This window comes from Alteromonas sp. Cnat2-8 (assembly GCF_022348355.1).
Classification (GTDB): domain Bacteria; phylum Pseudomonadota; class Gammaproteobacteria; order Enterobacterales; family Alteromonadaceae; genus Alteromonas; species Alteromonas macleodii.
The window spans coordinates 359,536-374,975 of sequence record NZ_JAKREX010000002.1 but is presented as its reverse complement, the minus strand read 5'-3'; the positions used below and the strand labels follow the sequence as shown (position 1 = coordinate 374,975).

Here is a 15,440-nt window from a genome sequence, read left to right as displayed (position 1 = left end):
ACTACTCTTTATTCGAAAAATGGGCGTGAGTGGGCAGGTACAAGTAAGCAAGTGACGCCAGTGTTCTGGCGCGCTCGATGTCGATTTTGAGTAAATCATCCTGCACTTGTACTTGCTTGAGGTTGGCATTGACAACATCACCGATATCACCTGTGTCTGTGGTGTAAGCTGTTAGCTCAGCTTCAGAAAGTTGCTGTGTTTCTCCAATTAACGCCGTTTCATAAAGCGCTTTGCGCTCACTTAGCGCTGACAAGCGTGATTTAAGCACCTCTGCATTCGCGGCAAGCTCGTTCACTTTCAAGCGGAAGTCCGTTTCAGACGCACTCATTTTGGAGGCCGCCGCGGCTATTGAAGCGTCTTGACGAGATTTATTGAAAAACGGAAGGTCTACTTGAACACCCAATGACACAAAATCAGCTCGGCTTGCGCCATTTTGCGCATCTTGTCTGTATCCATAACTTGCTTCAAATGCCCACTGAGACTTAGTTTGCTCTCGCGCTATGTTCACATTTTGCGCTTCTATCTGGGTCTGAATTTGAAGCAGCATAGCCTCAGGATGATGCTGTAGTATTGAAAAAGGCTCACTGTTCTCAATAACCGTTAAGAACGAAGAAAGGCTGAGGTTGCTGTCGTTTAAGATAGCATCGAGCTCGATACGCGTTGGATAAGAAGGCGTTGATTGAGCCAGCGGTGCGCTTACAGAGTCATCTAGCGGCGCACCAAACCATTTTGAAAGTGCCGATCTCGCTTCATTTTTTTGCTGGTAGGCCTGCACATATTTGTCGTCTAGTGACAACAATGCCAAGCGCACTTGCAGTATGTCTTGCTGGGCCGCTGCACCAACGCCTTGGCTGTATCTGGAGCCAGTAAAATCGAGTAGCTGTGTAAGCAATGATTTCTCTTTGTCCAATAATCCAATGCGACGTGTTGCATAGACCCAATCTAACCAGGTAAGGGTAACCTCACGTTTAAGCCACGCCTTTCTCGCTTGGCTCTCTACCGACATTTGATCAGCCATAACCTGATACTTTTGCTGGCTGTAGAGGTTTTCATCGCCTCGCGGTAACTGCTGCTTCAAACCAACTTTAAATTGCGTCATAGGCTCTTGGTCAAATGCGAAGCCGTCGGTAGGCAAGTTTTGTACAGAAGCTGAAACCTGAGGATTTGCCCAATATGATGACGCTTCAGCTTCTGCATTAAAGCGATCCTTTCGATGCGCATTCCCTTTAAGCAAAGGGTCGTATTGAATAGCTAACTGCAGCGCTTGTTCCAGGCTTAGGGTCTGCGCGACAACGGGCTTATTAGCCATCAAAAAAGAAGAAAGCACAAAAATTAAGGCGAACAAAGCGCTTACTTTACAAGGTCTGTTAGCGCTTTCGTTCACTTTTTTGGGTACCGAATAGTTGCTCATGTATAACATCACTTTTCAGGTGTAAGGCGTGTTGACGTTGCCCCGCTCTTCGCTAAATTCGACAAAGGGGATTAGCAAAAAGGCTTACCACGCGTTACATAGATAAAAGATTAGAGACATCTCAAAACGACAAGACGACGTCGTGACATAAAAACGTCTCTGCTGCGAAACAAATCCGCGAGATAGATCTATGCTGTGAAAAGTGACTTAGGTGGGCGAAACTGCCCGAAGTGAGGAGATGAGCGCTGCCCCAGTATAGGTGCAGTGGCAGCCATTCTGGCTACCGATATTTCGGTTTCAACGGTAGGCTGAATGAGCGCACTCGCGCTAAGATTAAAACAGTGATCGGCTGGGCAATTACATTCATCCTTGCAGCAAGACATGTCGCTCATCTGTGATGCTTTCACGCTATTCACGCCTGCATCGCTAACTTGGACGCCGTCGAACTGAGCGGGTTTGCTCTTGCTGTTTTTAGCACTTAAATCCGCATGTTGTGATGACGATTCTTGGTGCTGACAATGTGTATTAGCAGACTCAGGCATTCGAACCTGATGGTTAGCATGAGCAGCATCCGACTGCGCTGTCATCACCGACATTGAATGGGCATGCTCGTATGAATGTTCGATAGATACAGCGCTACCTGACGACACGAGAGCCACCATTAAAAACAGTGTAAGGATAAACGAACTTGCATTCGCCGACCTATACCGTTTGCGCGTTAACCTAATCCGAAACTTTCTCAAATACTGTACTCAAAATATTGCTGTCTATTGTGCAACGAAATAATAGCGTGATGTAACCAAGCAGTAAAGCTAGCCGTTAATGTCGCTAAGCTAGGGCCTGTTGACCTTTGTTGTACACCAGAGGTCAACAGGCCCCAGTAACTTATTCAAACTGAGACAGGTAATCTCGCAACATAAGGCCCATGGTTGAAAATAGCGGGTTTGCTTTAGGTACCGCACACTCTTCTTGCTGATTAACCATGCTTGCGTTGAAATTCATTTTATTGAGCAAGCTTGTATTCACAACTAAATCTGCATGGCACAACCCGTACGATTCATCGATAACGAAAAAGGTATTCGGACCTTTACTTGCGTCCATTAACTGCTCTATGCCGCGAATTGGCGTGGTTACATCAGCTTGAGAATGAGCGGCAAATAGCGGCACTTCAATTTGCTGTCCTTCCTCGACTTTGTCCCGAATGATGTTTATTAAATCCATCAATTCCAACCCTGCTAAACCTGCCACATTTGGATACTTATAAGGGTTGGGGCCATGAGTTTGATAGGTTCCATCAATAATTCTGGCTAAAAGTTTAATGCCCCAAATTCGAGACATACTTTCAGCATTATCAGACAGCGCCAGCGCGCCAGAAAATAGCATAAGACCATCAATATTATTTACTTCGTTTCCTGCACTATCCAGATAATGTTCAACCGCCAGCGCACCACCTGTAGAGAAGCCACCTACAAGCAAAGTATCACCCATGCTATCAGCCAATTTAATGACTTCATCAACATGCCCCTGCCAGCGCTCAGCTAAATCCCAGTCAGACATGTCATCGTCGGCATCTCGTTTACCATGCCCAGGCAAAAGCGGCACGACTACAGTGAAACCCTGTTCAAATAAGATGTTGGCGATTTCACGCATGAAGAAAGGTGAGTCGCTTAAGCCGTGGATAAGCACTGCCACCTTGCTGCTTGATTTGTTGGTCAGCATGAAAGGCGAATTGCCTTCATTGCGCAATACGTTGCTGCATACCGAAAAACGATTGAGTGCCGTTTCTCTACACGGCTGGGTTTGGCCCCACTCTTTTTCGTAAAATGCTTTGAACTGATTTTGAAGGTCTGAAAAACTTCTGCTTTTCATTTCGCTCGTATCGGGTATAGATAAATTTGCGGCTATAGCCATATTTACACCTAAAAGCGCAACAATACCTATGAGCATTTTTACAAAAAACTTCGATGACACTATTATTCTCCGCTACGGATAATTAATAAAAAACGGGAGCAGTTTACCATGCTCCCGTTTCTTGTGACGATTAATACGTATATTACGTTAGCTAAAGTAAACCTCTAGATCGTCAGAACCACCGATATGTTTACCACCGATAAAGACCTGCGGCACAGTTTCTCGACCGCTAATCGCCGTTAAGCTGGTTAGTGATGCATCTTTGCCCAACACTATTTCTTCGTACTCGTAGCCTTTTTCATCAAGCAGTTTTTTCGCTTTAGCACAGAAAGGACAACCCGGTTTTGTGATAATAGAAACAGGTGCGTTAGTTTGCTCCTCTGGCGCAATGTAAGCCAGCATGGTATCTGCATCCGACACCTCAAACGGGTCGCCAGCTACATCAGGTTCAATAAACATTTTGTCTACCACGCCATCTTTCACTAGCATCGAGTAACGCCAACTTCTTTTGCCGAAACCCAAATCCGCTTTATCGACTAGCATACCCATGCCATCGGTAAATTCTCCGTTACCGTCGGGAATAACGGTTATGTTAGCGGCTTCTTGATCTGCGGCCCATGCATTCATAACAAAAGTATCGTTTACCGATACACAAACAATCTCATCAATGCCGTGTTTCGCAAACTTTTTCGCTAAAGCGTTATAGCGAGGCAAGTGGGTAGAAGAACAGGTTGGTGTAAAAGCACCTGGAAGTGAGAACACCACGACATTTTTGCCAGAAAATAATTCATCTGTCGTTTTCGTTACCCACGTCTCACCTTCTCTGCACGGAAATGAAACGCTAGGTACTTTTTGGCCTTCTTTGGAAGTGAAGCGACTTTCTGACATAACAACCTCTTATCGGTAATCTCAATTATAAAGTAAGAAGACTAGAATGAGTTTTTGCACAAATCAATAGGTATTGCCTTACATTCGTTAATATCGATTTTGATGCTGAACCTAGCTGATAGCCTGCCTATGCTTTGAGTGGAGGTTAGGTACGGTCGTGACACCATTCACGACCCACCGTAACGCTCAGTATTTTAACATAAGCGATATTCGAGGGTTATCACCATGATTATTTTGGTTGGTGGAGAAAAAGGCGGTAGCGGAAAGAGCTGCCTGGCGCAAAACATTGCAGTGTATCTTCGCACTGAAAAAGGTGCCAAGGTGTTAATGGTCGACTGTGACCCGCAGCGAACGACCTCAGACTGGATCCAAGAGCGTAAAGCTAACCCTCGTCTCGCTGAAATTAACTGTGTTCAGTTATACGGTAAAATACGTAACGAATTACTTAGCCTGCGTCAGTATTACGATTACGTTGTAATAGACTGTGGTGGACAAGATAACCTAGCGCTTCGCTCGTCAATGGCGGTTGCTGACCATATACTGATTCCACTTAGACCCAAACGTCGCGATCTCAAAACGGTACCTCACATGGAAGATATTTTATCTACCTGTAAAATGGTTAACCCGAAAATGAACGCCGCGTTCGTTATCACACAGTGCCCTTCTCTACCTAGCCTGGCAAACCGTATTCTAGAGGCAAAAGAAGTGTGTCGCTCATTTGGTATTCCCGTCCTAAACTCTGTTACTTTTAGTAGAAACATGTATGACGATTCAGAAGAGTCAGGGCAGTCAGTTATTGAGAGTGAACCAGAAGGTAAAGCGGCCACAGAAATAAGAACCTTGTTTGAAGAGCTACTAGCTGGCAAAGTGGAGGATGCTTATGAGTTTACTCAACCTCAAAAAGTCGAAGCCGTTAGCTAAGCCCAATCTACGAACTGTAGAAGATTTTATCGACGATGCGCTGCTTTATGCCCAAGGTAAAGTGGATAAAAAGCAACCATCGGCGGCAAAAAACGATTTAAAAGACGTTCGTACAGAGCGCGTTGTGCCGATAAGAAAGCCTGTAAAATCAGAAGGTATGCGACATGCTACCTTCACGTTAACACCGCAATGTATTGAAAAACTTGCAAACATTGCCCAAAAGACAGGTAAAGCCAAGTCTGCACTGATTCGAGAGTGGATTGAAGATAACAGCATAAATTAGACTAAAGTATAAATCCAAATACGTATTTCATTCGTTTTATCCTTCACAATAATAATGTTGCCTTGGCGTTAGCCTACTGGGATACTCACCGACAGCATGTTCTGACAGCGTATAGGAGATACAATCGAATGGGCCGTGAAGGATTTAGCACAGTGCGCGTGCTGGTGTGTGCCCTGCTAATTGCTGTGCATGGCGCACAGGTAAAAACGGTAGAAGCGTTCGAGCTTTTCAATACCGAAATTGCTGATGTCGAAAACCTTTTAAATGCCAAGCAATATGCTGACGCCGATAGCAAGGCACTGTTGCTTTTAGAGCAAGCGCTACAACAGCAACAAATGTCTGCTGATACATTTTCTGCCCTCGGACTCTTACTTCAAAACGCATCGCGTTTTGAGGTGTCAAAAGCCATTTTTAATGCCGCCTTAGAGCGCTACACCACAGATGGTGAATTAAACAAAATGGCGTCAACGCTATTACAACTAGCCACCTCAGAAAGACACCTCTCAAATTATGCCATTGCACTGACTTATGTGCGTCGCGCTATGTCTATTGCTCAAATTGAGCGTAATGAATTACTTAAGGCTCAATTGAACCTTGAGCTAGGCATAATTCAACAAGAACAAGGCGAAATTGAAACCGCTTTGGAACCGTTAAAGCAAGCGCTACGTTACTTTCGTGAAAATAACATGGCCAGTGAAATGAGTGTTACGTTGCTGCGCATCGGTGAGATATACAGTTTGCTCAACCAAGCTACGTTGGCTCATACCTACTACCAAGACGCTTTCGACAGTATCGAGGAAACACAGGAGACCCGATTACTTGGTGTGATCAAAACTCGTATTGGTGCCCTGTCTCTCAAAACAGGCTCTGTAGACCAAGCGATAAGAGCAATTAACGAAGGTCTTGAACTCCTGCTATCCACCTCTGATGTAGGGGCCATAGCCGAAGCAAAAATGCTATTGGGAAGAGCACTGGTTGAAAACGGCGATACAGCTAAAGGGCGAGAGTTATTGCAAGAAGCCATGCAATTTGCCGATTCATCGGGTCAGGCAAAATTGGTCAAAGAAGGCAGACTCGCTTTAGCGCAAGCCTATATGAAAGAGCAGAGTTTCGAATTAGCCTTAGAAGAGGCCCGCACGGGTACCATTGACGCGAGAAAAAATAGAGACCTTAGAGGACAGCTTAGTTTTCTTTCGTTACAGCTAAGCGCCTTTGTATCACTAGGCGAATTCAAAAAAGCCCTAGATATTCAATCTGTTATGCAGCAGCTGCGTGAGGTACTACTTGATTCAGAAAACAAGTCTGCCATTGAAGGTCTGCAGGCTGAGATTGAGCTTGTGAGGCAATCTAGGACGTTGGAGAAACTGGAAGAGTCCAAGCAGCTGGCGTTAGCGCAAGCTGAGCGAGAAAACCTGCAGACAACTCTTTTTTGGAGTATATCATTAGCAGCGTTACTCTTGACGTTTTTAGTGTGGAGTCGCTACAAACAACGTCAGCAAACGATTATTTTGCGCCGAGAAGTACGCCAGCAAACACTCAATCTTCAAGAAAAAAATCAAGAACTGGAAAGAGCCTATAAAACGCTAGAAGAGGTAAGCCTGCGCGATCCGTTAACGGGTTTGTACAATAGGCACTACCTCGAATCGCAGCTTCCCGGTGAAATAAGGCGCAGCCAGTTCTCGGCAAAACAAAGCCCCAGTACAGGAAAGACGAAACAAGACTTACTTTGCTTACTTATTGATATCGACCACTTTAAGCGCATCAACGACGACTATGGGCATATTGCCGGCGATAAAGTGCTATCAGCGTTTGCCAATGTCCTCAAAGAGGTGTTCAGACAAACGGATTTAATTATTCGATGGGGAGGCGAGGAGTTTTTGGTGGTTTGTCGCCAATCTACTCGTGAAGAGCTCCCTGAGGTTGCCGAGCGCTGCCGAGAAATGGTCGCAAACACTCCTTTTGATATCGGCTTAGAAAAACCAATCAATATTACTTGTAGCATTGGCTTTTCGCTGCTTCCTCCAGATAGAGAGGAAGACTTTGATACCGCGTGGAAACGCACATTCGCCGTTATCGATTACGCGCTGTATGCCACCAAATTATCAGGGAGAAATGGATGGGTTGGCGTAATCGAAACGCTTAAAACTCCAAGGGAATACCCCACTCCACTAGATACGAAGTTTAATTTTCCTGGTTCGAGAATTGCCACATCGTTCAACAACGTGGCAAGTATCAAATGGCCGGAGACCCTCGAGAAATAGCAGTAGAGGAATAGAGATATGTACAGAGGAAGCTGCAGCTGCCAAGCAATTCAATATGAAATTGATCATATCGGAGAGCTTGACGCCGATGACGAAACGCTAAGCCATTCAGATACCAGTGAACTGCGCGTTACAATTGAAAAAGAGCAGCTGGTTATTGACTGTGCACCGTCAGCGCTAGCGGAACTACACGAGGCTAATAACGAAACCCACCACGTGTGTAACACTTGTGGGAGCGTTATCTTTGTTGAGCGTGGCTCTAACCAAGTGTCGGTTGAGGTGACCTTCAGCGGTCATGACGTCTTAGCAGAGTCTCACTGCCAGTTTGTCTTTTAGGTGGGTACACAAGGATAAAGGCGAACTGCGAGTTCGCCCAGATACCAACAGGTGAGAAGTACATTTCTCTCCTGTTTGGTAGTCATGTCTACCCTAGTCGCTATTTTTGATGTCTTCCATATGGTATTTATCAATGAGCGAATACAACGTGGGACGAGTGACGCCAAGTAATTCTGCCGTTTTCGACATATTCTTATCTGCTTTTTGATAGGCCCTGCGAATAGCTCGACTTTCAGCAATTTCTCGCACTTCACGCAGATTCAACGTTTCAGGCTCATCATGAGCATCTACAGGCATCAAGCCTAAATCGTCAGGTTGAATTACCGTACCTTCAGCCATAATAACCGCCGACTTTAGCTTGTTTTGCATTTCTCGAATGTTGCCCGGCCACTTATGGGCTAGCATGGCGTTAACTGCAGTTTCTGAAAAGCTCTTCGCTTTAGCTTTGAATTCTTCGCGATAAATATTCAAGAACGTACGTGCAAGTAAAATAATGTCTTGGTCTCGTTCACGTAAAGGAGGGATCATGATCGGCATTTCCCCCACACGGTAATATAAATCTTCCCTGAACGTTTCTTGCGCCACCATAGCCTGTAAATCGCGGTGCGTTGCACAAATTACGCGTATATCAACGGGAATTTCATTGCGTCCACCAACGCGCTCGATCACGCGCTCCTGCAAAAACCGAAGCATCTTAGCTTGCAGACCAATGGGCATATCACCAATCTCATCTAAAAACAGTGTTCCGCCTTGTGCTGTTTCTATCTTGCCGACGGTGGTTTTGTTCGCGCCAGTAAACGCCCCTTTTTCGTAACCGAACAACTCACTTTCTAGTAAGTTCTCTGGGATAGACGCACAGTTAATAGCAACAAAAGGTTTGTCTTTTCTAGGGCTGTGTTCGTGAATACTGCGCGCGAAAACTTCTTTACCTGTGCCACTTTCACCAAGTAACAGAGTGCTTATGTCGGTATTGGCAATTTTCTCAGCGCGACGTACCACTTTTTGAATAGCTTCGCTGTTACCCACTATTCTGGACATGCCAGAACGGGTGCGGGCAAGAATGCTATTCTCATGCTCTAACTTAGACAGGTTAAGCGCACGGTGCACCAATAATTTGATGGTATCTGAATCGATAGGCTTCTGATAAAAATCGTATGCCCCAAAATCGATTGCTTTTAATGCGTGTTGTTTATCGTTATTACCTGTAACAACGATAACTTTGGTTCTAGGCGCTAGCGCAATGATGTCGTGAAGAATACGCAAACCTTCCGACGCATTCGCTGGATCTGGCGGAAGCCCTAAATCTAGGGTAACAACCTTAGGTTCAAAACGACGGAGCTGGGCTATGGCAGATGTGTGATCGTCCGCAAAAACAACGTTGTAATCGGTAAGACTCCATTTAAGTTGCTTTTGGATACCTAAATCATCATCTACTACCAAAATGGTATCGGTCATTTCATCATCCTATTATTCTACTTCATCCATCGAAAGGGAGTGGATTTGATAATATCCACTTTTTAGTTATACACCCTATCCTATCGGAAAATACAGCGTAAAACAGCTACCGCGTCCAGGTTCACTTTGAACAGTTAGTTTGCCACCGATAGACTCGATATATGTTTTTGCATCATATGCACCAATCCCCATACCAGCATTGCCTTTCGTGGTATCAAATGGCTTGAATAGTCGCTCTTCAATAAACGCTTTATCCATACCTGACCCTGTATCTTCTATCAAAACTAGCTGCGTTTTGTTGTCAGAATTTCCAGTAATCACCACGTCGACTTCTCCGTCATCTGCGGTTGCCTGCTGAGCGTTGCTGATTAGGTGATAAAGCACGTTTGCCACCTTATCCTTATCAACCGTCACGGCCGTTTCTTTTAGCACATGAACTGTTGGTAGCGGACGTAAACCTGAACAGCGGTTGTTGACCACATCTTTGGCCAGCTCCGAAATCAAAAATTCTGAGTTTACACCTTCTTCAACGGCCTTCTTATCAGTCAGCTGCTTGAGCATTTTTTCCATTCTTGCCTTAGTATGCTCCAAGGTTTCGAAGGTGTCTTCGATAAATTCAGGGTTGTGTTTATGCTGTTGAGCATTGGCAAGAATAAGGTCGACTTGAGCTAGTACATTTTTTAAGTCATGTAAAACGAACGCAGACATTCGATTGAATGCCGCAAATTGGGCGTTTTCTGCTACCACTTGAGCGGCCTCGTGGTGCTGCATGTACGTGCCTACTTGCTCAGATACGGCGGTTAGATAGTCTTTCACTTCCCAATTTAAAGTGATTTTTTCATTGTCTCCTGACGCGAGAACAGCAAATCCCCACAGTTTACCCTCTTTTAAGAAAGGCACGAAGAGTTGGTAGCCCCATGCTTTTAGTGCCTCTCTATCTAGCTTTAACCCCTCGTAATCGAATGGTTTGACGAGGTAGGCGTCCGTATCAATGATCCAGCCATTTTTGTCGCTGTAACTTGCAAGCGTTTCCAACGTTGTACAGGTAGCGTTGTTTTCTTTCGAACCAGTTGACGATTCATTGTTATCTGTTAACGCAGTGTTTGTAATAGGTGATGCCTTAGCCACGCATTCATAGCCATTCTGCGTTACTTTAAACAGCAGACCTGACTCATATTGAATGGCGTTAAGCATTCCTGTTAGGCCAGCGTGGTAAACATCTGATGAGGTATCCCCTGCACGTGTTAACCACTGCGTTAATTTCACCCATTCAACGCGGTAGTCGAACTGATTCGCAAAGAAATGTTTAGTGATAAATACTTTTATCTTAGTGCGAAAGCCGTTGGACAAGAATACAGTGGCGAGCAATGCGAATGACATCACAACCAATATGATTTGAACCGTCGCTCCCCAGTTGCCTCCCATATAATTTATGGCGTAGCCGACAACAGCCATCACAAAAAGATAACCGCCCGCCACTAAGAGTAGAGAGCTGTGCAATACCACGTCCCGCGAGATAAAGATATCAATGCCCCAGTGATGAATTCGTCGAATCGATATGACGAGTAAGGGCATTAACAAGAAGTAAATATAGCCTCGTGCCGCTATGTAGCCAATTTCAACCTGGTTTACCATGGTAGCGTTTGCATAGGTAACGAACTCAAACAGGTTGGTTGCTCCCAGATAAATAATAATGGGTTTAAACGCCCACTGCTCACGCCCCGCCTGTCGATACACAACTTCCAGAAGAACAAGCACTTCTAATGACAGCACGATCAGTACAAGAAAGCTCCACGCGGGATTTACTACCAATAGATAAGGGGCTAGCAATGCTGCTAGTGCGGGGGCAATAATAATTAACGTTACAGGTCGTTTTAGAACGTCGAAGATATTACTAAAGCTGGTCTGTATACAGCCAGCCAAAAAGAGTAGCCATGCGAGCTGCTTAAGCACGTCAGCGCTGAGTAACCAGCTTAGCGAGATAGGTCCAAATAGCGAAGTGATTAAGGTTGTAGACCATAAAAAGGTGGCTGCGGTCGCCAACACCAATAAATGCTTGGCTACGCCGGGTTTGCGTACCGTTAACAACAGCAATAAAAGGGCTAAGTGCGCCAGACTATTTAACCCATAGCCTACATCTGAAATCATCCTTTTATCTCACCTTTATTATCATTATTTAGGAGATGAAATACAGGGAGGCGCATTGATGCAACGTCCCTGAAACCTTCGATATACAGCACATAACGTTTTCAGCTAGGTACGGTGCGCAGGCATCGCCCGCGCTATGATAAAAACTATCGTTTACGGATCACTAGTGAGCCAATTGAATACCCTGCACCGAAAGAGCAAAGTACTCCCACGTCACCGGCAACCAGGTCTTCATGGTTTAAACCAAACGCAATCACAGAACCCGCAGAAGCCGTGTTGGCATACTCGTCCAACACAATTGGCGCTTCGGTACGGTCAGCATCGCGACCTAACAGGCGTTTGCAAATCAAGGTGTTCATATTGATATTAGCTTGGTGAAGCCACCAACGCTTGACGCCTTCTGGCGTAATGTCGTGACTCGCTAAATGCGCTTCAATATGCGCTGCTGCCAATGGACACACTTCCTTGAAAACTTTGCGACCCGCTTGATGGAACAGCTTATCAGGTCCATACGGATCAACGTCTTCGGCACGTGTCATGTAACCAAAATTAGAACGAATATTGTTTGAGAATTTCGTCAATGCTTTGGTGCTTAGCACGTCGTACACGTGCTCACTTTTGGCGGTTTCAGCAAGCTCAAGCACCGTCGCCGTAGCCACATCGCCAAAAATAAAGTGACTGTCGCGATCAGCGTAGTTAATTTGCGGTGAGACCAACTCAGGGTTAATAACCAACACGCGAGTCGCATTTTTCGCGCTCAGCATTTCATAGGCGCGATGCATACCGAACGTTGCTGCAGAACAAGCAACTAGCATATCGAAACCAAACCCTTCAATATTAAGAGCTTCTTGTACTTCAATTGCAATCGCAGGATAAGCACGCTGGGTGTATGCACACGACACAATCACAGCATCAATTTCATCGGCCGTAACATTGGCGGATGCCAGAGCTAACTTGGCTGCTTCGACGGCAATTTCAGCTTGGTGAGAAAGTTCGTCATCTGCTCGAGGGGCAATCTTAGGCTTCATTCGAGTGATGTCTAGCGCACCCTCTTTTTGATAGATGTAGCGACTTTTAATTCCTGATGCTTTTTCGATGAACTCTGCACTTGAATAAGGCATTGCTGCTACATCACCTGATTCGATTTGCGCTTTATTTTCTTCGTTAAAAGCATCTACGTAAGCATTGTAGCTATCTACGAGCTCTTCGTTAGTTATACTGTCTTTAGGGTGCCATACACCCACACCACTAATCACAACTTGCTGAGACATAGGCATTCTCTATTATTTGATAGCACTACGGTGGTATTGAGCATTGCGTTACTCTGTGTCCTAAACGCATCTATACCAGTGCAATTGAGCCTAATCGTATTTACCTTTAAAAATACGACTGCGTTTTATGGGTTATAGCTTACCCTAATCCTTAAACGGTGTAACCATAGTGAACGCAAGGAAAGCTCTATTCCTCCGTTTAATACCAGCCCGCATAGATAATTACCCACTCAGCGAGACTTAAAATGTTCGTAACCGTGGCGTGTTTTCGCAGGTATAGTGGCTCTACATCAAGGTGACACAAAAAAGAGTAAGGAGACTTTAAACTCGGCCTTCGGGAAGGTCTGGCAAGCTACCAATAAAAAACCCCGCTTCAAAGCGGGGTTTCATGTAATCAATGCGGGAGCTTACAGCTGGTTGATTTGCCACACCGTTACTGTGCCGCTAACTTCGTTGCCTACAACAAGAAGAGGCACACCGCTTGGGCTGTCTTCAGCGCTAACAAAAACCAGGCTTTCTGGTGCTAAGTCACCAATGACATCGTCGCTTGTCAAACCTTCGGTTAGGTCACGGTTAATTACATATTCTGCAAATTGAACGTCATAAGGGTTAGTAACGTCGTATACGAAAATACCGCCCATGCGCTCTGTGCCGATAAACGCGTAAGTGCGATCGCCAACTTGACCCACGGTTAACGCTTCTGGCTCAGGACCTTTATTCTCCGAGCGCGAGTCGCTTGCATTTTCATCGTCACCATTGTTGAACTGCGCCCCATGAACCGACGCTGTAATACGTTCAAAATCATCACCCGAGTCATAAACCACTAAACCGTTTTGATCCCAGATTGTGAATGAACGTGCACCGTAAGCGTACGCTGCATCGTACTCTCCGTTTCCGTCAGCATCACCCATAGCTGAAGTTACACGTAAGTCGTCCGCTTCACCTGTCGCCTGTAGCATAGCTAATTCAGAGTTGGCGGCAGCGGTAAGATCTTCTACTTTAACTTCGTCTGTATAAGCTAGACAGCCATCATCTTCGTCAAAATCAACACCACCTGCAGCAGTACATGCCGCCTCATCAGCAGCGTCAAAGAAATACTCACGGGCATCGCCTTCGTTAGCGGTAAGAATGAAAGTCGCATCCTTCCACGTAAAATTAGCAATGGTATCAGGCTGGTATACACCATAAATACCTGTGTACTGACCAAAACTCACCGCATCATTTTCTTGGATATCAATATTAAGTCCAGCCCAAGACTTAGTTCCTAGGCCGACGACATCTACCGTTAACTCTTCCAAGTCAATAATCGCAAGGCCATTGTTTTCCTGAAGGCTAACGTATGCAACGTCGTTAGTAGCGGTGATGTATTCTGGTTCCAGATCTTTCGCTACCGTTGAGGTAATAGCTGTGCCGTTAATCGTGCGTCCTGCTGGGTTAGGAAACATCATTCCCTGCGCCATCAAATCTGCTTCAGTACCGTTTAGAGCAGTAAAGCCAACGGTCGTCCCCGTTTCTTCTGGCTCACCACTTGCTAGAATATTAATGACGCTAACAGATCCTTCAGGGTCAATGGTATAGTCATCAGAAGGCTCACCCTCGTTCGCTACCAACACTTTGCCACCATCTGGCGTAAAAGTGACCATATCCGGTAGTGCGCCAACCTCGACAGAATCCAAAAAGGCTGGAGCAGAACTGTCTAGCCCGTTGTAGAACAACACATAACCGTTATCAGTTTTAACGTCTGCAGGTACAGCTACAGCCATAAGGTCACCGCTAACCGCAATACTTGTTAAGCTACCTAAAGTCACACCATTTATATCGGCAGGCAGTGCGATAGTGGTAAGCGTTAGCGTAGTGGTGTTTATCGGATCAGCCATAGTAGCCGTGCTTACGCTAGAGGCATCAATAACTGCTATTGTATTCGTCTCGCCGTTTGTCGCGTAAATCGTATTGGTCTCAGCATGGTACTGAACAATTTCTGCGGCCGTTTGATTGCCTAAGAAAGCACGACCAACGATATCCATTGCAATGCCGATTGACGCATCGGTACCATCACTTCCGTCTGTCCCTGGGTCACCTTGTTCCCCTTGAGGTCCTTGAGCTCCTGTTTCGCCCTGCGCACCGTCGTCACCATCAAGGCCACATCCCGTGAGCGCCGCTGATACTAAAAATGCAAGTAACCCGTATTTAAACTTATTACGCACTGCCATTTGATTTCCTTTTTATTTGTATTTTTGTCGTACGTTATGAGGCTCGAGAAACCCAAGGATTTTTCCACCTTGTTCTCGCAAAGCGAAGGAAGAAAACAGGGATCCCTAACCTTAGTACACCAGAAATTTTATGTAACTTCTATGTATAAATTAGAATCAGTTTATGACACAAATATTAAATAGGCAAAAGCGCGTAACTTTTCTATAACAATAGATGGCACACACGCCGCTTTAAATATGGACAGCACGGAGCAGTAGGCTCAAAGTAATCACACTTCGTTCATGCAATTGTAAGCATATATTTCAAATATCCTAATGCGTGTAAGGAAAAACGGTTTAGCTTAA

Annotated in this window: 12 protein-coding genes; 4 read left to right on the top strand and 8 right to left on the bottom strand. The window is 45.3% G+C overall.

From position 1 onward, the window contains the following. Position 1: 1 nt before the first annotated feature. From MHN00_RS05855 to MHN00_RS05840, 4 genes are all read right to left on the bottom strand, one after another. Positions 2-1,411, bottom strand: a complete 1,410-nt coding sequence (locus MHN00_RS05855; protein WP_239300609.1) for a TolC family protein — start codon at positions 1,409-1,411, stop codon at positions 2-4. Between the two features lie 188 nt (positions 1,412-1,599). Continuing rightward, on the bottom strand, positions 1,600-2,061 hold the full coding sequence (locus MHN00_RS05850; RefSeq protein WP_239300607.1) for a hypothetical protein: 462 nt from the start codon (positions 2,059-2,061) through the stop codon (positions 1,600-1,602). 235 nt (positions 2,062-2,296) lie between these two features. Beyond that, positions 2,297-3,385 (bottom strand): alpha/beta fold hydrolase, encoded by a 1,089-nt coding sequence (locus tag MHN00_RS05845; protein WP_187289714.1) that lies wholly within the window; start codon positions 3,383-3,385, stop codon positions 2,297-2,299. Positions 3,386-3,469: 84 nt separating this feature from the next. Next, entirely contained in the window at positions 3,470-4,210 is a 741-nt protein-coding gene (locus MHN00_RS05840; RefSeq protein WP_014950446.1) for a glutathione peroxidase, read from the bottom strand. Between the two features lie 225 nt (positions 4,211-4,435). Here MHN00_RS05840 and MHN00_RS05835 point away from each other — a divergent pair, with 225 nt between their 5' ends. The 4 genes from MHN00_RS05835 to MHN00_RS05820 all read left to right on the top strand — a co-directional run bounded on the left by MHN00_RS05835 (position 4,436) and on the right by MHN00_RS05820 (position 8,011). After that, positions 4,436-5,131 (top strand): AAA family ATPase, encoded by a 696-nt coding sequence (locus MHN00_RS05835; protein ID WP_014950447.1) that lies wholly within the window; start codon positions 4,436-4,438, stop codon positions 5,129-5,131. Then, positions 5,091-5,414: a hypothetical protein gene (locus tag MHN00_RS05830; protein ID WP_039227929.1), complete on the top strand. Its 324-nt coding sequence runs from the start codon at positions 5,091-5,093 to the stop codon at positions 5,412-5,414. Before MHN00_RS05835 ends, MHN00_RS05830 begins: the two co-directional genes overlap by 41 nt. Positions 5,415-5,542: 128 nt before the next feature. Next, complete coding sequence (locus MHN00_RS05825) at positions 5,543-7,675, top strand: GGDEF domain-containing protein (RefSeq protein ID WP_069944775.1); 2,133 nt, start codon at positions 5,543-5,545, stop codon at positions 7,673-7,675. A gap of 18 nt (positions 7,676-7,693) precedes the next feature. Further along, a complete protein-coding gene (locus tag MHN00_RS05820; RefSeq protein WP_239300606.1) occupies positions 7,694-8,011 on the top strand; it encodes an ADP-ribosylglycohydrolase in 318 nt (105 codons plus the stop codon). Positions 8,012-8,104: 93 nt separating this feature from the next. Here MHN00_RS05820 and prsR read toward each other — a convergent pair whose 3' ends face one another. The 4 genes from prsR to MHN00_RS05800 all read right to left on the bottom strand — a co-directional run bounded on the left by prsR (position 8,105) and on the right by MHN00_RS05800 (position 15,095). Next, the gene (gene prsR, locus MHN00_RS05815; RefSeq protein WP_014950451.1) at positions 8,105-9,466 is read right to left on the bottom strand and encodes a PEP-CTERM-box response regulator transcription factor; all 1,362 of its coding nucleotides are present in this window, start codon (positions 9,464-9,466) and stop codon (positions 8,105-8,107) included. A 75-nt stretch (positions 9,467-9,541) separates the two neighbouring features. Continuing rightward, a complete protein-coding gene (gene prsK / locus MHN00_RS05810) occupies positions 9,542-11,614 on the bottom strand; it encodes an XrtA/PEP-CTERM system histidine kinase PrsK (RefSeq protein WP_049586045.1) in 2,073 nt (690 codons plus the stop codon). A 146-nt stretch (positions 11,615-11,760) separates the two neighbouring features. Continuing rightward, on the bottom strand, positions 11,761-12,885 hold the full coding sequence (locus MHN00_RS05805) for a beta-ketoacyl-ACP synthase III (protein WP_014977238.1): 1,125 nt from the start codon (positions 12,883-12,885) through the stop codon (positions 11,761-11,763). A 407-nt stretch (positions 12,886-13,292) separates the two neighbouring features. Next, positions 13,293-15,095, bottom strand: coding sequence for a choice-of-anchor I family protein (locus MHN00_RS05800; RefSeq protein WP_014950455.1), 1,803 nt, complete (start codon positions 15,093-15,095; stop codon positions 13,293-13,295). Between the last annotated feature and the right edge of the window lie 345 nt (positions 15,096-15,440).

What these genes read in the sequence shown, in the direction of transcription:
- MHN00_RS05825 (WP_069944775.1), top strand. Translation starts at nt 5,543, where the DNA reads ATGGGCCGTGAAGGATTTAGCACAGTGCGCGTGCTGGTGTGTGCCCTG.
- MHN00_RS05835 (WP_014950447.1), top strand. Translation starts at nt 4,436, where the DNA reads ATGATTATTTTGGTTGGTGGAGAAAAAGGCGGTAGCGGAAAGAGCTGC.
- MHN00_RS05840 (WP_014950446.1), bottom strand. Translation starts at nt 4,210, where the DNA reads ATGTCAGAAAGTCGCTTCACTTCCAAAGAAGGCCAAAAAGTACCTAGC.
- MHN00_RS05830 (WP_039227929.1), top strand. Translation starts at nt 5,091, where the DNA reads ATGAGTTTACTCAACCTCAAAAAGTCGAAGCCGTTAGCTAAGCCCAAT.
- MHN00_RS05855 (WP_239300609.1), bottom strand. Translation starts at nt 1,411, where the DNA reads ATGAGCAACTATTCGGTACCCAAAAAAGTGAACGAAAGCGCTAACAGA.
- MHN00_RS05805 (WP_014977238.1), bottom strand. Translation starts at nt 12,885, where the DNA reads ATGTCTCAGCAAGTTGTGATTAGTGGTGTGGGTGTATGGCACCCTAAA.
- prsR (WP_014950451.1), bottom strand. Translation starts at nt 9,466, where the DNA reads ATGACCGATACCATTTTGGTAGTAGATGATGATTTAGGTATCCAAAAG.
- MHN00_RS05820 (WP_239300606.1), top strand. Translation starts at nt 7,694, where the DNA reads ATGTACAGAGGAAGCTGCAGCTGCCAAGCAATTCAATATGAAATTGAT.
- MHN00_RS05800 (WP_014950455.1), bottom strand. Translation starts at nt 15,095, where the DNA reads ATGGCAGTGCGTAATAAGTTTAAATACGGGTTACTTGCATTTTTAGTA.
- prsK (WP_049586045.1), bottom strand. Translation starts at nt 11,614, where the DNA reads ATGATTTCAGATGTAGGCTATGGGTTAAATAGTCTGGCGCACTTAGCC.